The following is an 18023-nucleotide window of genomic DNA, read 5'->3' on the forward strand; positions in this document are numbered from 1 at the left end:
GGAGTAGAGGGGGGTAACGAACTTTTGAGTTGTCATATAAATGTAACCGCATGAAAATACAGGAGCGAACAAACAGAATAAGCAACTCTAAACAGCGGAAAATAACCTGACAACCAAGACAAGAAGATGAACAATCTACAAGATATGGAAAATCTTGCAAAGCAATACTTCGAGGGGAGTATTCGGCGCGAGGATGAGCATGTACTGCTGGCATTTGTGGAGCAGAGCGATGCTAACCGCGAACTATTTCGCCAATGGGGAGACCTTTGGGCGAAGATACATATTGCCGATGCCGATACTCAAAAGGCATGGCATGTCATCGAGAAACATATCGATAAAACGAAAGAAACGGCGCATATGTATCGTGGCGGCATGACCAAGAAGTGGCGTATTGCCGTGGCGGCAGCGTCGGTTGTGGCGCTCATAGCCCTATCGTCGGTACTTACGTTGAAATTTGCAGATATGACAACCGCCGAGAGTTTCTATACCTGTGAGGCCCCAATGGGCAGCCGGTCGCAGGTAACTCTGCCCGACGGCTCCAGAATATGGCTGAATGCCGGCTCTACTTTGCGCTATTCTACCTTATTTAATAATAAACATCGCGAGGTAGAATTGCAAGGTGAGGCTTATTTCGAAGTGGCCAAGCACGACGGAATCGAGTTTACAGTAAAGACGAAAGGCTATGATGTTGTGGTAAAGGGCACGAAATTCGATGTTTCGGCCTACAGCAACGACCGCTTGGTTACCACTGAACTGCTCGAAGGCAGTGTGGCTATTCATGCCGAGGCAGGCGAATTGATGATGAAACCGGGCGAAACGGTAACGTTGGACAAACAGTCGGGCGAGCTTACCAAATCGGTTTCGAAGAGGAATACGAGCGCATGGATAGTCGATGCCACCGAATATGATAATATTACATTGGCCGATTTAGCCAAGGTGCTATCGCGTAAATACGACGTAAATATACAGATTGAGAGCGCCCGTTTGCGATCCGAGCGTTTTGCAGTGTCGCTGCATAACGGCGAAACAATAGAAGAAGTGCTCTCGGGGTTGCAGAAAACGGCGCCCATACGCGTCAGTCGGCACGGTAAGGATATACGTTTGCGCTGACTTTCTATCCTGAAAATAAACTACTTATAAACCAATCTGCTATTACAAATCAAAGCTCATAATCAGTAATTAATACTCAATATTACGGTCGACCGGTACAAACGCGAGACCTGAAAATAATACTGCTTAAAAACAAACTTAAATAATAATTAATTAAAAACATCGAATCTAAAATGAAACTCACCATGAACAAAAAGCAAACTTATTTGCTATGGTTGATTTTTGCTGTTTCACTATTCTTCTCGGTAGGTGCAAGTGCGCAGACTGTAACGAAGACATTTAAGAACGAGTCGCTGAAGACAGTGCTGAAAGAAGTGGAACGGCAGACAAAAATGTCGGTCATCTATAATGTGGATGAAGTAGACACAAACAGAAAAATTACAGCGTCTTTCAAGCAAACACCCGTACGCGAAGTGTTGACAAGAGTGCTCGGAACCGGTAATAGTTTCGACATTCAGAACAAGATGATTACCATTCGTAAGCGCTTGGAAGGCCAAGAAAGCAGTGTACAGCCAAGGAGTACACAAGGCGTAACGCGGAAGATTTCGGGAAAGGTGGTAGATACAACGGGGGAGCCTCTTATCGGAGTGAGCGTAAAAGTGCGGAACTCCGGTATCGCTGTGGTAACAAATGTGGACGGTGAATATGCAATTACCACCAATGAAAGTAACCCCGCGTTAGAGTTTTCATACATAGGATTTGCTCCACAAACACTGCTTGCCGGCGGAAGAAGTGTGCTTAACGTTACTTTGCGCGAAGAAGAAAACAAGCTGCAAGAGGTGGTCGTTACCGCTATGGGTATTCAGCGTAAGGAGAGTTCACTAACCTACGCCACTCAACGCGTAAAGGCTGAAGACCTTATGAAAGTACAAGATCCTAACGTGGCTAATTCTTTAGAAGGGAAGGTCTCAGGTATAACGATTACACCTAATGCAGGTGGTGCCGGTGGTGCATCGAAAATTATTCTTCGTGGAAATAAATCAATTCTCGGGAGTAGCACTCCTTTGATTGTTGTAGATGGTGTTCCAATGGAGAATTCTACACGTGGACAACGTGGATTCGGCGGTGGTGAAGGTTTTGAATATTCCAGTATATCGGAAGGTTCGGATCCTTTGTCGCTTATAAACCCTGACGATATCGAGTCGATGAACGTACTCAAGGGTGCTAATGCCGCTGCACTTTACGGTTCGCGTGCAGCCAATGGGGTTATTATGATTACGACAAAGAAAGGCCGTGAGGGTAAACTCGATATTAATTTCACATCGAATATTACGTTCGATACTCCTCTTCTTACGCCGAAGTTCCAAAATATATATGGAGCATCTGAAGAGGCTACCGGCGGAATTTCTCTTAACAGTTGGGGGCCGAAATTGACAGAACGTCCCGATAATAAGCTGGTTATCGATGCTCCTATGGGTGATCGGTTTTATGACAAAACACATCCGGTGCATTTGCGTAACTTTGCTCATGATGATGTAAAAGATTTCTTCCGTACAGGAGTTACTACTAATAATTCCGTATCCTTATCTGGCGGAACAGAGTTAATGCGCTCTTATTTCTCGATGGCAAATAGTCATGCGAATGGAATGATGCGTACTAATTCTTATAATCGTAATTCATTCAATTTTCGCCAGACATTTAAATTCTTCAAACGTTTGAATATTGATGTGTCTTTAAACTATGCTGAAACCATAACACGTAATCGTCCCGGCGGTGGTACTGTGGGCAATCCTCTTTACCATCTTTATACTGCACCGCGTAACTTAGATATGGGGTATTATCGAAATAATTATTATGTAGCGGACGGACGTTGGACATCTGGATTGCAAGCTTATTATAAATTAGATCCGACAACGGGCAACTTTAAATATACATCTGGTCAGCGTGCAGATCTTACTGGTCCTCTTCAGAATTGGGCTTTCTTATCAAAAAATAATAATAACCCTTATTGGTTACTCAATATGAATGGTAGTAAGCAGATAGAAAATCGTCTTTTTGGAACGATAACTGCCAAGGTTGATATCTATGATGGTTTGGATTTTCAAGTACGTATGAACTATAATCAGTTGCGTTTTCATAGTACTAGCCGTCAATGTGCCACAACATTCTCACCCGATAATATCGTAGACTATGGTCGCTTTTGGGACTCTGAAGCTAAGACAACTGAGATTTATACCGATTATCTGTTGAGTTATAATAAACAGTTTGGTGATTATGTCGTATCGGCAACAGCTGGTTTTGTGGGCCATACTATCAAGTCTACAAATAAAGGAACTTCTATTGAGCAGGCTACTTATCTTGATCCGTTAATGAGAAAGCTACCGACTAAGGTTAATTATTTTGAGACTAATGCTGGTGATCGTGGAGTGACAACAACCTCGAAAAGTTCGAATTGGGACCGTGCATGGCTTTTTACTGCTCAATTAGGCTGGAAGGATATGGTTTATATTGACGGTTCTTTCCGTCGAGACTGGTATCGTCCTTATCGTATATTTAAGCAAAAAGGGGCTATATCTAAAGATTATTTTGATTTTTATGGTGTGGGTGCGAATGCTATAGTTAGTTCTATGGTTAAATTACCAAAGTGGTTTAGTTATTTAAAGTATCGTATTTCATACTCAGAAGCAGGAAATTCGATACCAAATAATGCTTATAGTGCTATTCGTACCAATCTTCAATCGGGAGCTGCAGCAGGAAGTGGTTATGTCGGGGAATTCCATCCCGGTCCTGAAAAGACAGGTTCTTTCGAGACAGGTATAGAAACTCTGTTCTTTGGAGAACGTTTGAGCTTTGATTTTACCTATTATAATGCAACGGTACGTGACCTATTTATGACAGCCGGAACTTCGAGTGGTCTTACTGCATTATATAATTCAGCACGTGTGCGTAATCAAGGATTTGAAGCTACAATAGGTTATGATTTCTATCCTGTAAGGAAATTACGCTGGCGTACTTCTTATAATGTGTCGTTCAATAATAACAAAATCTTGGAGACTGCATTTGATAAACAGGGTAAAGAAATGCTTATTCAACAAAATGTAGCTGGTGCGCGTGTACGTTATAAGAGAGGTGGTTCTGTAGGAGATATGTATGTAAGCGACTTTCAACGTAATGCAGATGGAACAATTGCTGTAGCTAATGATGGCAGTCCCAAACTGGATAATTCTGGTAAAAACGATATTTTTGTGGGGAACATGAATTCTAAGTGGCAGATGGGTTGGAGCAATACGTTTACTTATAAAAACTTCAATTTGTTCTTCTTGATTAATGGACGTATTGGTGGTAAGGTGATTTCGTTAACTGAATCTTATCTTGATTATTACGGAGTATCTAAAAGAAGTGGTGATGCGCGTTCACGTGCGGAAGCTAACAATATTGTTGCGAAAGATTATGGTAACCAACCCGGTATCGAACTTCCTGATGGTAGTGGCCGCATTGTACCGATTGATAAGTATTATAAGGTATTAGGTGGTTCGTCTAATCCTCTCAATTATGTCTATAATGCAACGAACTTCCGTTTGCGCGAGTTATCGTTAGGTTATACGTTTCGTGATCTTTTGGGCATGAATCATAATCTTTCGGTATCATTCATCGCACGTAATTTATTCTTCTTATATAAAGACTGTCCTACCGATCCCGATGTTTCACTGTCTACAGGTAATGGGCTTGGAGGCTTTGAGTTATTCAACATGCCCTCTTCGAGATCATATGGTCTTTCGCTGAAAGTTAATTTCTAATTACCTAAAAAATAAGAAAATGAAAAGACATCAAATATTATTGGCCATAACAATGTTGTCGTTGTCGATAGGGTTTCAATCATGTCTTGACTACGATATGACCGGTGACGAATTTAATTCCACAACTAAAAACACGCAACAAGTAACAAATCGTGCCAAAGTTGATAGTATTCCTTATAAGACTGTATATACTGCGGAGCAAGTGCAAAGCGTAGCTCAAAAACTTGAAGACCCTATGCGTGTGGCTATGGGAGCACAATTTGCTATGCGAGGAGGTAAGAAAGCAGAGACTCCCGGTACACATGCTTACCAATATCAATTTAGTTTAGGTGTAGATAATTATGCACAATATTGTGCTATTCCACATACCAATTTTCCTTATTCTAAGATCAATATTGCTTCAACTTATGCTATTGATACTAAAGCTTATGGCGGTGCAATGGGTTCTTTTAAGGAGGTTTCAACGGCAGCTGTACCCTTAATGAACCATCCGGGAGTAGATACAATTCCCGAACTGAAAGCAATTTATCTTCTTCTTTATAACTATTCGGCAGTCGAGGTGGCAGATATTTATGGGCCGTTCCCATATAGTGATCTTAAAACAAATAAACAAACAGGTCCTTATGATTATGACGATGTGCGTTCAATTTATATGCGTGTAGTAGAAAACATCGATACCATTACGGCATGTTTGAAGTACTTTGAGACTAAGCCTGTAGAATATCAGAATGCCGTTAAGTCCATTTTAGATAACAATTTGTTACTTTTAGCTACAGGACCGGGGACTGGTGATCCCCATATAGATACTTGGATACGTTTTGCAAACTCATTGAAACTTCGTATGGCAATGCATATTGTGAAAGTTGATAAGGACTTGGCACAGCGTTGGGCAGAGGCTGCTGTGGCTGATGGTGTTATCGAAACAGAGAGTCAGCAAATGGGACTGTATCCGTTGGTACTTGGATTTACTAATCCTGTTTCTGGTGTTTATGAATGGCAAGACACACGTATGTCAGCTTCATTCGAAGGTGTTCTCAAAAGTATGAAACACCCTTATGTCGATTATCTCTTTACAAAGAATGATAATCCTTTTAAGAATGTCAAGAGTGGAAAGATTACTCCAAAAGACAGTTTAGTAGTAGGTATGCGTTCTGGAAGCCATCCGGGTGAGGGACAAGATTATGCTTCTAACCAATATATCGCATTTAGCAAGGTTAATTCTAAGTACACAGCTCAGGCTCCTCTTTATATTATGAAGCTTTCTGAAGTATGTTTCCTCCGTGCAGAGGGGGCTGTTCGTGGTTGGAAAATGAACGGTTCTGCCAAGGAGTTCTATGAGCAAGGTATTCGTACTGGTAGCATGGAGGAAGCGAATAGCAAAGTAAAAGATTATGATGATGGTACGGGGATCCTCAAAAGTCGTTATGATGCAATGATCGATTCCTATATGCAACTCGAGCATGCTGTACCTTTTACTTATAATGATCCTACGGGTGATACCGAGTCTATAGAAAGTGCAATAAAGATAGGTGTAAAATGGGACGATAACGACTCCCCTGAAATTAAACTTGAGAAGATTATTACACAGAAATATATTGCAGGGTTCCCTTACAGTTTTGAGGCTTGGGTTGACCTTCGTCGTACCGGTTATCCACGCTTGTTCGATGTGCTTAATGTAGATGATTCTGATGGTAGCTTGAAGCAAGGAGATATGATTCGTCGTTTGCCTTTCCCCGATACACAAGACGGTTCCGTTCTGCAGGATGTAGAGAGGACAGGTTTGAAGGGATTGAACGGTCCTGATGTCGTGGCTACTCGTCTATGGTGGGATGTCAATACACCTAATTTCTGATAATAACAAAATAATATATAAAAGTAGGTATGTCTCCTTTGAGGAGTGACTTACCTATAGAAAATTAAATTACCTAAACAATCAACAATGAAAAAAAGAACTTTGCCTATCGTAATGCTTGGGTGTTTCTCGTTGTTGTCAGTAGATGTGGCAGCACAAGAACTTCAAGAAAGCTACATCAAGTGGTCTAATTCTTCGTCTTACAAATTACCTGCTGCTATCTCTACATGGAAGAATAAGAAGCAGATCACCGAAGATGATAACTTTTTTATCTCGCGTGTAAAGCCTAAGAAACGCTTTCGTAATGAGGCTACACAAGTACGTCTAAATCTTAAAGAAGGAGATGACAAGCGACTTATAGCATGGCTCCCTTTCAATGATCCCAATAAAAATGCATTGCCTGATGGTGTTTTCGATTCCGAAGTGTTCTCTATGTGGCAGTATGTCAATGTGTGGGGAGATTGGACAGCTCCATTAGGACGTATCCCTGCAGCATTACTCGATGTTGCTCACAAAAATGGTGTGTCTGTTTCATCCGTGGCAAGTATTCCCAATGCATATCTTAATGGAGACTGGTATAACTATCTTCGTGATTTGAAGAATACTAATGTGCAGGATGCAGCTGATTATCTTTATTATTATGGACAGGATGGATTGGGCTATAATTCCGAATATTGGGAATACTCAAATATAACCAAAGATGTGCGTGATTTTCATATCAAGGTGACTGATATTATGCGTACACGCAACTCTATTTATGAAAATATTTGGTATGATGGAACCGATGATAATGGACATATTAGATTCGATCAGGGGTTAGGTAGTCATAATGAGAAAAATTTCGGTACTGCGGAACATCCCTGTTACTCGCTTTTCTTTAATTATAACTGGACAAATTCCGGTTTACTTGAAAGATCTGTAAAGAAGGCAAAGGAGATGCAACGCGATCCTTTGTATCTTTATGCAGGTATCAATATGCAAGGTGGAGAACCGAAATTTCAGAACTGGACACATTTGAAAAACTATCCGATTTCGATAGGTCTGTGGGGCGCTCACCAAAAAAATATGTTTTGGGAGAGCCGTAATGAGAAAGGCAGTAATCCGGAGACACAACAACGTACCTATATGTTACGTACTGAACGCTGGTTTACAGGTGGTACACGTAATCCGGCAAATACTCCTGAAGTTATTAATACACTCAATTATAGTGCCGATAATTATAATTTTCCGGGCATGTCTTCATTTATGACTGCCAAAAGTACACTCTCTTGGAATCTTCAGGAAGAGCCTTTCATTACTTACTTTAATCTTGGTAACGGTAAATTCTTTAATTGGAAAGGCGAACGAAAGAATGACAGACCTTGGTATAATGTGGGTGTTCAAGATTATCTTCCTACATGGCGCTGGTGGTTTGCACACGAATTATTGGGGCGAACCAATATCCCTATGGGCGAACTCGATGCCGAATTTATTTGGAATGATGCTTACGTAGGTGGCTCGTGCATGCGTGTTTATGGTACTACATCCGATGAGTATCTGCACCTTTTTAAAACTTCTTATGAGTTGAAACAAGGGGATGTTATAACAGTTCGTTATAAACTTGTGGGCGGAAAGGCGAAAGCAAATCTTGTGCTTACGACTAACGGTAATGAAAGCCAAGCTGTTAATGAAGCTCATTACGCTTTGGTAACCACAGAGCAGAATGCAGATGAGACGGAATGGACCGAGCGTAAATTCACCGTGAATGCAGACCTTGCAGGTAAAAGCCTTGCGCTTATTGCTCTTCATTTTACCGATACAAAGGATTTAAATCTCTACCTTGGTGAGATTTCCATTGTTCGCGGTTCTGCTGCGACGCCTGTCAAGCCTTCTATAAAGAATGCTAAACTGCTTGCATTCGGTAAGCTTGGCGTAGATGGAAAGATAATTTTTAATATGCAAAATAGCAAATCAGAGGGTGAACCTTGCTATAATAGTGATGTAAATACATCGTTGTTCAAGCTTTATGCCAAACAAGGAGACGGGGAACCTATACTCATGGGCATTACTACATCGTGGGCGGGTATGTATTATTCTATACCTGTAGATTTTACAAAGAATAGCTTTAACTTACGTTTAGGTGTATCGGCAGTATCTTTGGATATGAAAACAGAATCGGAAATTGTATGGAGCGATGAGCTTACCCCGCCACAGTATGTTTATGATGATGGTATTCAAATCGATAAAAATGTTATAAAACCGAACGAAAGTTTTAATCTATCTTACGTTGATCCGCGTCATACAACGGGAACATGGACTATTTACGATGCTGATCATAATAAGGTATATAGCGGGACTGGCACTGTTGTTGATGTAACAGGATTACCGAAAACGGGAGTTTATAGCCTTGAACTCAACGGTGAAGTGCATGATGGAGCAACTACATCTACGCAAACTCGGACCTTTGCAGGATACATTCAGATCACACCTGAGGCTATCGGAGCGCTCCCACAGATTAATTCTCTCACTGCTAACGGACAGGAGCAGACTATTAATGTGAATACCGGAGATATGATACAGATGGCTTATACTGGCAGACATGCCAACGGTCAGCTCTCTCGTGGTATCGAAACAAAAGAAAAAGGCATTGCATTCAAGGCGACCGATGCTGGTCTCACAAATAACAAGTCTGCATGGTCTCTTGCTTTCTGGGTGAAGTATAACAGTATTGTAGATGGCTCTAATCAGTTTGTGGATATGCGTGATCAGTTTACATCATGGCCTCAGAATAACTGGGGATGCTTCTGGTCTACTTATGATGGTAAAGGTAAAACGCTTCAGTTTACTATTCGTAATGCAAATTCAGGTGGCGATGAACATAAACAAAATTGGCAGGTAGATTTCACACCCGGTGTGTGGACTCATGTTGTTATTGCTATGGAGAGCAACGGAACCGGTGTTAGAGAACGAATTTATATCAATGGCAAACAGGCTACTCCTACTAATTGGGAGCTTGGAAGCATTAAAGGTACTGGTTTGAGTACTGTATATCAGAATACTACAGCATGGTGGCCGAATGCTTACATGTTGCTTGGTATTGGTAGGCATGGTTGTGCTGCCCTCAACGGAGTGGTAGACGATGTTAAGTTCTTCGACCGTACGTTGACCGAAAGTGAGGTAGAAAAGGTTATGACAACATCTGATTTGTCTGATGCCCCTAAGGCTTCGTGGAATTTCGAGACTGATGCTACTGCCGATAACTATTTTATCAGTAACGGGCAGGATACGTCTGTGAAGCTTGCACGTGTAGAAATTAAAGCTGGCGAGAATGAAGGACAAGGCACGTTGGCTAATACTGTACCCGACTATCAGGCTGGATGTCCGTTTGTTTCGGGCACTGCTTATACTGTTACCACTGTGCCTGTATGGAAAGCGCCTAAAGGAGCTTTAACCGAAACCAGTGGCAGTGATATGCAAGGGCAGTCCAAAGTAAGTTACACGTCAGCTGGCGATTATGCCGTAACACTTACGCTTACGAACTCTTATGGCAGCGATTCTCGTACATTCCAAGTTATCAAAGTAACTTCTGCTACAGGTATTCATCAAGCCGAAAATGCGGAAATACGTACCTACACTGTGGATAGAGATATCTTTGTGGAGTTTGCCGATGCCGGTAAATACGGTGTTCAGGTTTACACGGCGCAAGGTTTGCAGGTTGCGAATGCTGCACACGATGTGGTTACAGGTACAAAAGTGCATGTTCATGTGACTGTTGCGGGAGTTTATCTGCTTAGAATTGTGAAAGACGGGAAAACTGTTCGTACGGTTAAACTGATATGTAAATAGAATATTTCTCCGGTCTCTTCAAAGAACAAAAGTTGCATAGTTGGCTCATATTCTTCTAAATAAGAGGCCGGAGTAAATTGATGTATTTGTATGAAACAGGGTAAATAATAGTACAAGATATATTATCTAACGGCTTTATACCTATTATTTAAGTAAATTATACCTGCTATCTAATAAGTTGAATGCCAATGTGTTGTAAATTTAAACAATAGCATTTTCGACTTAAAACGATGAAATTAACGGGTGAACTTGCTGCAGTGTAAGATGTGGCAAGTAACCTATAAACTAAATAAACTATTTATTATACTTCTATTAACAAACAAAAACAATAATGAAAAGAAAGTTTACTTTAATGGTATTTGTATTGACTTATCTTATGGGGATGCCTCCTTGTAAGGGACAGACACTGAATACAGTACCGTCGGCATCGAAAGATGTTTATGATTTCAAGAGCTTTGCAGATACTCAACTCTTAGATCATTTTGCCGAACTTGTAAAAAAAGGACGTAAATATCCTACAAACGAGGAACTTAAAAGTTGGGGAATTTATGAAGAACTGGAATTTGTACGCTCGCACGTGCGTAAACGTAACATTATGTCACGTACCGATCGTTTGGTAAGTGATACCCATGCAGAGCGCGATCTTTTAATGAATATTCCCTGCGGATCGGGCAAAACATACGGCGGTTACCCATCTCATGACTTCATGAGCGATAATTTTTCCATGTGGAACTATACCAACTTATTCGGTGCATGGAACCATGGACTCTTCCAAGCCCCGGGTTCTTGGGCCGATGCAGCACATAAGAACGGTACCGATATGTTGAGCGGAATGAAGTTCTTCGATACGACCGGCGGTAGACAGGAAGGCTCTGGAAATTGGAAAAACTTTATTACACAGAAAGAAAACGGTAATTTCAAGTATGCGCAGGCACTTATCAATTTGCTACGCTTCTTAGGGTTGGACGGAATAAATTACAATTGGGAGGCAACAGGTTTTAATGATACTGAAGTTATAAAGTTCCATCAAGAACTTTATAAGATAGCTAAACAAGAAAAATTCGATAATTTCCATATCATGTTATATACTTCCCGTAATGCTTTGACAAGATGGGATAATGAGGCACTTTGGGGAAAGAATGGAATTCGTACTACCGAATTGATGTTGAATTACAGCAGCAGTGACTTCACACCTTCTATGAGTACTTCTGTGCAAATGGCAGAGCAGCTTCTTGGAACATCTAAAGGATTGTATGCAGGCGTATGGATCGTTAGTATGAATCGTAGTTGGGATAGGCTGAATGCCGATGAGAATGCTCGTAAATGCGGTGTATGTCTTTGGGGAGAACATAGTGAGAGCCGTTTTTGGAGCTATAATACGGGTGGCGATCCCAATGAACGTATGAGCAATTATCAGATGCTTTTGGAGTGTGCTTTCTCTGGTGGAAACCGCAACCCTCTTACTCGTCCAAGCATTAGTAATAGTGGCAATGACTGGGAATGGAGCGGAACAACTCCTCCGTTATCTAAGTTTGCAGGTCTGGCAACGTGGATTCCCGAGCGTTCTGCTATAGAAGGAAAGTTGCCGTTCTCTACTTATTTCAATCTTGGGAATGGTGATCGCTATAGCTATAAGGGTAAGAAAACGGCCGGACCGTGGTATAATATGGCAAATCAAGATATAGTTCCTACTTATCGTTGGCTCGTTGTTCAGAGCGGAACTAATACAGTAAGTAATGCTATTCAGCCCGAATTGACCAACCGCGATGCCTATACAGGTGGTGCATGTTTGCAGCTAAATGGTTTTAGCACGGCAACTTCAACCGATATTGTGCTCTATAAAACCTCGCTGAAAGGTACACAGGGCGATATTTATGCTAATGTTGCGATTAAGAGTGGTAAGGATGGAACGAACCCGTCTAACCTGTATCTCATCGTAAGAATTGGCAACAGCACGTGGAAAGAATATCCTGTTGGTAACACGACAGATAAGAATTGGACTGAAAAGCGTATCAAATTGGATGGAATTTCTGCAACAGATGCCATCGAACGCATAGGACTTCGTGTGAAAGATTGTAACGAGAATTACAGGCTTTTGGTAGGAAAACTTGAAATAAATGATGGTGTTAAGGCCACGCCTTCTAATATAAAAGACCTTACTATACAGGTAAAAGAGGAGACAAAAACTTCGCTTTCTGTTAAAGCTTCGTGGGGTATCGATGCACAGGGCGCTAATGGATTGCAAGGAGGACTGGTTTATAACGATGAAGGAAACATTGATCATTTCGAAATTCTCTATAAGAACGGTGAAAATGGTCGTGTGTCTGAAGTGGCTCGCACAACGCAGTGGGCAGCTTATGTTGGGAATATTCAGCTGCCGAAGGAAAGCGATGAACCTTATATTGGCGTGCGTTCGGTAAGTACAGACCTTAAAACTTATTCTCCTGTAGTGTGGACGAAGATCGATCGGGCAAACCAGTCGGACCTTCCGGTTGCAAAGGATAACCCTTATGGAACTGTTGAACTCGACATGGTTGCTAATGGTGCAGAAGTAGCACAGAAGATACGTTACATCACTGATTTTAAGACGGAAGGTGCAGAACAGGATATTATTTATCATGCAGAGCAGCCTACTGGTGGCGCAAACTATGTGGATGCAACCGATAAGGTGATAAAAGTAAAGCAGGGACAAACTGTTACTGTGAAGTTTAAAGGCTACGAAGCTAAGGATAATGTAGATGGAAGTCACGATGACTTGCGCTATTGTATGGGTAAAGGATGGCTCGATTTGGACGGCGATCACTTATTTAATCCGGCTGATCTTACTGCAGATCCTAATCATGGAGAATGCCTCTTCCATCTTGGAAAAGTACGTGCAGGTTCACCTGAACAGGTACAAGAGCTGGTTTCTCATAGCTTCACAGTACCACAAAACGCTCGTAAAGGCATGAGTCGTCTACGTATCGTTTTCTCTGATGCGTGGTTTGCAGGCTCTTTGGTACCCATTGGAAAATTCAATAAAGGCTTTGCTATTGACTTCGGAGTAGAGATTGTTGGCGATAATGCAGAACGTCCGGTTCCGGCAGATACCCATGATCAAGGTGAAGCAGCAGAGCCCGAAGGACTTACTACAACAGGTATTACCGAGGTTGCAGGTGCAGCTTCTGCTCTTCAGGTAACGAATGAGGCTCTCAATTTCAATAATGTTGAAAAAGCATGGATATTCTCTGTTGACGGAAGACTGGTTGAGTATTTAACTTCGCCGCAATCTTATCGCACTAATAAACTTGCTAAAGGTGTTTATTTAGTGAAGATGCAAAATAAGAACGTAATACGTTCACAGAAGATAACAGTGCAATAATTTTAGCGCCTGACCATGGTGTCAGACGTATATGCTGATAAATGTCGCCCTGTAGAGGCAACAATACGGGGCGACATTCATAGATATTATATTTTTAAAAAATCTCAGCTTTTTTCAAAATATTTACCATGAATTTGAATCATTACTAACCATTATACTTATATTAACAAAAAACTACTAATTTATGAGAAAACATTTATTATTGGCAGGTGTACTGCTTTGTGCAACAAATTTGTTTGCCCAGCGTTCACCTTCGCACCCGTTAGACATTAAAGACTCGGAGAGTAATCTGAGTACTTATCTTGAGAAATGGCTCGGTGGTACGATAGATCGCCCCGAAGGAGTAAGCGAAATGGACGATCAGTTCTATATCTCGCGTGTCAGACCGCTAAAACGTATTGTTGACGGTGATTATCAAGTACATTCCAATGTAGACCGTAATCGTAAAATGTGTATATGGGTTCCGCTCGACGATCCTACCACTAAATGGAAATCTTTGCCGCGTTATTGTTTCGAAGGCGATAACTTTAGCATGTGGTCTTATATCGATATCCATGGAAACTGGACATCTCCATGGATTAGATCTACGGCAGGTCTTACTGATGTGGCCCACAAGAATGGTGTAACTGTGGGGTGTGTATTATCGATACCTTGGGCAGCACGTGTAGCAATTTATAATGGAGCATCATATGGAAGTGAATATACGAAGATATTATCTCAGTTGACTGCTACAGATACTCAAGGTAAATATAAACATGCAGCTGAGCTTGTAAAGATGATGAAATACTATGGTGTGAATGCCATAGGTGTAAATTCAGAGTTCTATACCAGTCAGTCAGGCATTGAAAAGTTAATCGGTTTCTTTGTTGCCTGCCACAAAGAAGCAGAGAAGATAGGTTGGGAATTCCAAGTACATTGGTACGACGGGACCAATGAAAGTGGTAGTATTCGATTCGATGCAGGCTTAGGCGATCATAATAAAAAGATGTTCGGCGACAAAGATAACATCAGTGTAGACATGATGTTTGCCAACTATAATTGGAGAGATGGTACGCTTCAGAACTCTGTAACCAAAGCAAAAGAACTCGGAAGAAATAGCTATGATTATTATGCAGGTTTCGACATTCAGGGACGGGCATTGCGTAATAACTATTGGTCTGCACTGAAGAATAACGCTATTTCTATCGGTTTCTGGGGCGCACATGCACAAAGTCTTATCCATCAGAGTGCTACCGACGACGGTACCTCCGATATTGCCATCCAAAAGGCATACTTGTTGAAGCAGGAACTCCTGTTCAGCGGCGGTAATCATAACCCTGCCTTGCTGCCCGACATCAATACTCATTGCACGCTTGCCAATGCAAGTTTAAAGAATTTCCATGGCTTGGCAACCTTCCTTTCGGCTAAGTCGACCATCCAAAGCGTACCGTTTGTGAGCCGTTTCAACCTTGGTAACGGATTGAAGTTCTATAATGAAGGTAAGGTAGCTTTCGATCATAAGTGGTACAACCTCAATACACAAGACTTCATGCCTACATGGCGATGGTGGATAACCGATAAGAACGATCAGGTTACACAGGCCGATTTGGCGAATTTCGTTAAGGCCGAACTAACCTTCGATGAGGCATATTGGGGCGGTTCTTGCCTGCGTTTGCATGGAAAGACAGCCTTCTCGCGTGTGAAACTCTTTAAAACTCTTTTGAAAGTACAGCCCGATTACGAGCTTTCTTTAGTCTATAAACTGAAGAAAGGCATGCAAACTCATGCTAAACTTTTTGTGGCTTTAAAGGGTAAGACCAATGAATATAAGGAGTATATGTTGCCCAATGCAACTGCAGAGGACCAATGGACAACCGCTAAAGTTAAAGTTTCGGAGCTCGGACTCGGTGCTGATGATGAGATAGCCATGCTGGGTATTGCTGTCGAGAATGCTCCCGAAGATTACGATATGTACGTAGGAGAGATGGCGGTGCGTAATCCTTCCGATGTATTCAGTACCACCAAGGCGCCTGCAATCAAAGAGGTTAAGGTGCTGCGTGGCCGTTACAATGCTTGCGATTTTAAGATTCGTTACGCCAGCAAGGAAGAAGCAAAGGGCGAAAAGACTTATAACGATGAAGTCGGAACGTGGTATTACGAAATTTACTTCAAGCAGAAAGGCCAAAAAGAGCAGCTGCTTACCGCCACTACATCGTGGGCTGCTTACGTTATAGATGCTCCTATGGTGCCGTCTTTAGACAACCGGCAAGGTCAATTCGGCGTGCGTGCCGTATCTCCCGATGGCATTCACGGCTCCGAAATCGTATGGTCGGAGATGACAGAAGTTCCTTACGACCAGCCTAACAGTGAGGTCGTATGCGATAAGCAGGTAATAAAACCGAACGAAGACTTTACGTTATCTTTTATGGATGTATTGCAACAGCCGGCTCAGGAGTGGAAGATACTCGACTCGCAGACGGGCGCTGTAGTGGCAAGCACTACCGGTGTAACCAAGTTTACTACGAAGATAGATAAAGAAGGTGTGTACGATCTCCAGTTTACAGATAGCAAAGGAACTCAGACCACTATCCGCGGAAAGGTGGTAATCAGTCCGCTCGAGACCGGTGCAGTGCCCGAAGTTACGGGCATTACGGCAGATAAAGCGAAAGCAGACCAAGGAGAAGAGGTGAAATATACCTATACCTCGAAAGACGGCACGGGCAAAGTATCGCGCGCACTCTATCTGAAAGATCCGAATATGTTTATGATACCGGCCGAGGTACAAGAAGGTAAAGACTATTCGTATGCACTGTGGTTCAAGGCCGAAAGTTTCTCTCACGACAAGCAGGGCACGAACCTAATCAACAAGAACACGGTGAGAGATGCATGGCCTCATAACAACTGGGGCGATTTATGGGTGCAAATCCGTCCGGAATGGAAAGGCGATAAGCTCCATGTTGCTAACGAAGTATCGTTCAACACCATGGGATGGACGGCACACGACAGTCCGAATGAAAACATGATGTCTACCGGTTACAGCATCACACCGGGCGTTTGGTACCACTTGGTTGTAACCCATAATAACGGTAACATGCAAACCATGTATCTTAATGGTAAGCAAGTAGCCCAAACAGTGTTTACAGACTCGAAGCGTCGTAAGGATGTAGGACAGAGCGATCCTCGTGTTCAATGGCACGAACCTGCCAATATTTTCATCGGTGGAGGCGGTGTTTATAAGGCCGGCTTCAATGGTTGGATAGACGAAGTTCAGGTATGGGATCACGAATTAACGCAGGAAGAAGTACTTTCTTCCATGAAAGGATTTAAGGAAAATGAAGTGCCTACCGGCCTGAAAGCATATTACACGTTCGAAGAAAAGATAGAAGGCGGTACGTTCAACAGCCTTGGCAAGGCCGGTACACAGCCCGGTAAAGTGGTTGCCATGGTAAGTAGTGGAGGCGAACAAACTGGTAACGCTTCTTACGAACCGCAGAAAGGCAGCAACGAAGAATTGGGATATCCGGGCATAACCGGCACCTTGGAAGTTATTACCACTGCCGATTGGACTCTCGAAGATGCTACTCTCGTTTCGAAGAACGACCATAGCACCATCGTGAAGTATGGCTCACAAGGCAAGAAGAACATTGGTGTAACGCTGAAAAACCGCTGGGGAGAAGGAACGAAGATGGTTTCCGAAATCGTTGAAATCAGCGACAAGACTACCGGCATCGGCTCTGTAGATGCAGAAACCGGCCTGTCTGTTTATCCTAACCCGTTTGTTGAAAGCGTCAACTTGCGCTTTGCAGAGGGCGGAAACTACGCTGTAAACATACTTGGTTCTACAGGTACCTTGCTCCAGCGTAACAACTTCAATGTTTCGGCAGGGCAAATTGTAAACGTAGCCGTAAACGGTGCCAACGGTGTATATTTTGTACAAATCGTCAAGAACGGCAAAACGTACAAGACAATAAAGGTTATTAAAAAGTGAATATAAGGTTGATTGACAGGATTTAGAATGGGCATGTAGCGGCATGCCGCACAAACTGTTTGTTATGACCATGCTGGGGGTGATTGATACTTCGGCATGGTCTTTTTTCTTGCCCGTGCAGGCTGCAACTGCATAGAGCGTGTCTATTGCCGATAGATATATGTTCTGTTG

At 42.3% G+C, this 18023-nt stretch carries 6 protein-coding genes; all 6 read left to right on the plus strand.

Features of this window, described 5'->3' with window-relative positions; all coding sequences use genetic code 11:
- The first annotated feature begins 126 nt into the window (after positions 1 to 126).
- The 6 genes from HMPREF0663_RS08545 to HMPREF0663_RS08570 all read left to right on the plus strand — a co-directional run bounded on the left by HMPREF0663_RS08545 (position 127) and on the right by HMPREF0663_RS08570 (position 17852).
- Complete coding sequence (locus HMPREF0663_RS08545) at positions 127 to 1110, plus strand: FecR family protein (protein ID WP_004370038.1); 984 nt, start codon at positions 127 to 129, stop codon at positions 1108 to 1110.
- 185 nt (positions 1111 to 1295) lie between these two features.
- The gene (locus HMPREF0663_RS08550; protein WP_016665207.1) at positions 1296 to 4847 is read left to right on the plus strand and encodes a SusC/RagA family TonB-linked outer membrane protein; all 3552 of its coding nucleotides are present in this window, start codon (positions 1296 to 1298) and stop codon (positions 4845 to 4847) included.
- A 19-nt stretch (positions 4848 to 4866) separates the two neighbouring features.
- Positions 4867 to 6699: a SusD/RagB family nutrient-binding outer membrane lipoprotein gene (locus tag HMPREF0663_RS08555; protein WP_004370040.1), complete on the plus strand. Its 1833-nt coding sequence runs from the start codon at positions 4867 to 4869 to the stop codon at positions 6697 to 6699.
- A gap of 87 nt (positions 6700 to 6786) precedes the next feature.
- Positions 6787 to 10524, plus strand: a complete 3738-nt coding sequence (locus HMPREF0663_RS08560) for an endo-beta-N-acetylglucosaminidase (RefSeq protein WP_004370041.1) — start codon at positions 6787 to 6789, stop codon at positions 10522 to 10524.
- 331 nt (positions 10525 to 10855) lie between these two features.
- A complete protein-coding gene (locus HMPREF0663_RS08565; protein ID WP_004370042.1) occupies positions 10856 to 13885 on the plus strand; it encodes an endo-beta-N-acetylglucosaminidase in 3030 nt (1009 codons plus the stop codon).
- Positions 13886 to 14069: 184 nt separating this feature from the next.
- Positions 14070 to 17852 (plus strand): endo-beta-N-acetylglucosaminidase, encoded by a 3783-nt coding sequence (locus HMPREF0663_RS08570; protein ID WP_004370043.1) that lies wholly within the window; start codon positions 14070 to 14072, stop codon positions 17850 to 17852.
- Positions 17853 to 18023 lie beyond the last annotated feature (171 nt).

The sequence above is a fragment of the Hoylesella oralis ATCC 33269 genome (assembly GCF_000185145.2).
GTDB classification, from domain to species: Bacteria; Bacteroidota; Bacteroidia; order Bacteroidales; family Bacteroidaceae; genus Prevotella; species Prevotella phocaeensis.

Excerpts from the sequence above, each read along its gene's own strand:
- HMPREF0663_RS08555 (WP_004370040.1), top strand. The coding sequence starts at position 4,867 with ATGAAAAGACATCAAATATTATTGGCCATAACAATGTTGTCGTTGTCG.
- HMPREF0663_RS08560 (WP_004370041.1), top strand. The coding sequence starts at position 6,787 with ATGAAAAAAAGAACTTTGCCTATCGTAATGCTTGGGTGTTTCTCGTTG.
- HMPREF0663_RS08550 (WP_016665207.1), top strand. The coding sequence starts at position 1,296 with ATGAACAAAAAGCAAACTTATTTGCTATGGTTGATTTTTGCTGTTTCA.
- HMPREF0663_RS08565 (WP_004370042.1), top strand. The coding sequence starts at position 10,856 with ATGAAAAGAAAGTTTACTTTAATGGTATTTGTATTGACTTATCTTATG.
- HMPREF0663_RS08545 (WP_004370038.1), top strand. The coding sequence starts at position 127 with ATGAACAATCTACAAGATATGGAAAATCTTGCAAAGCAATACTTCGAG.
- HMPREF0663_RS08570 (WP_004370043.1), top strand. The coding sequence starts at position 14,070 with ATGAGAAAACATTTATTATTGGCAGGTGTACTGCTTTGTGCAACAAAT.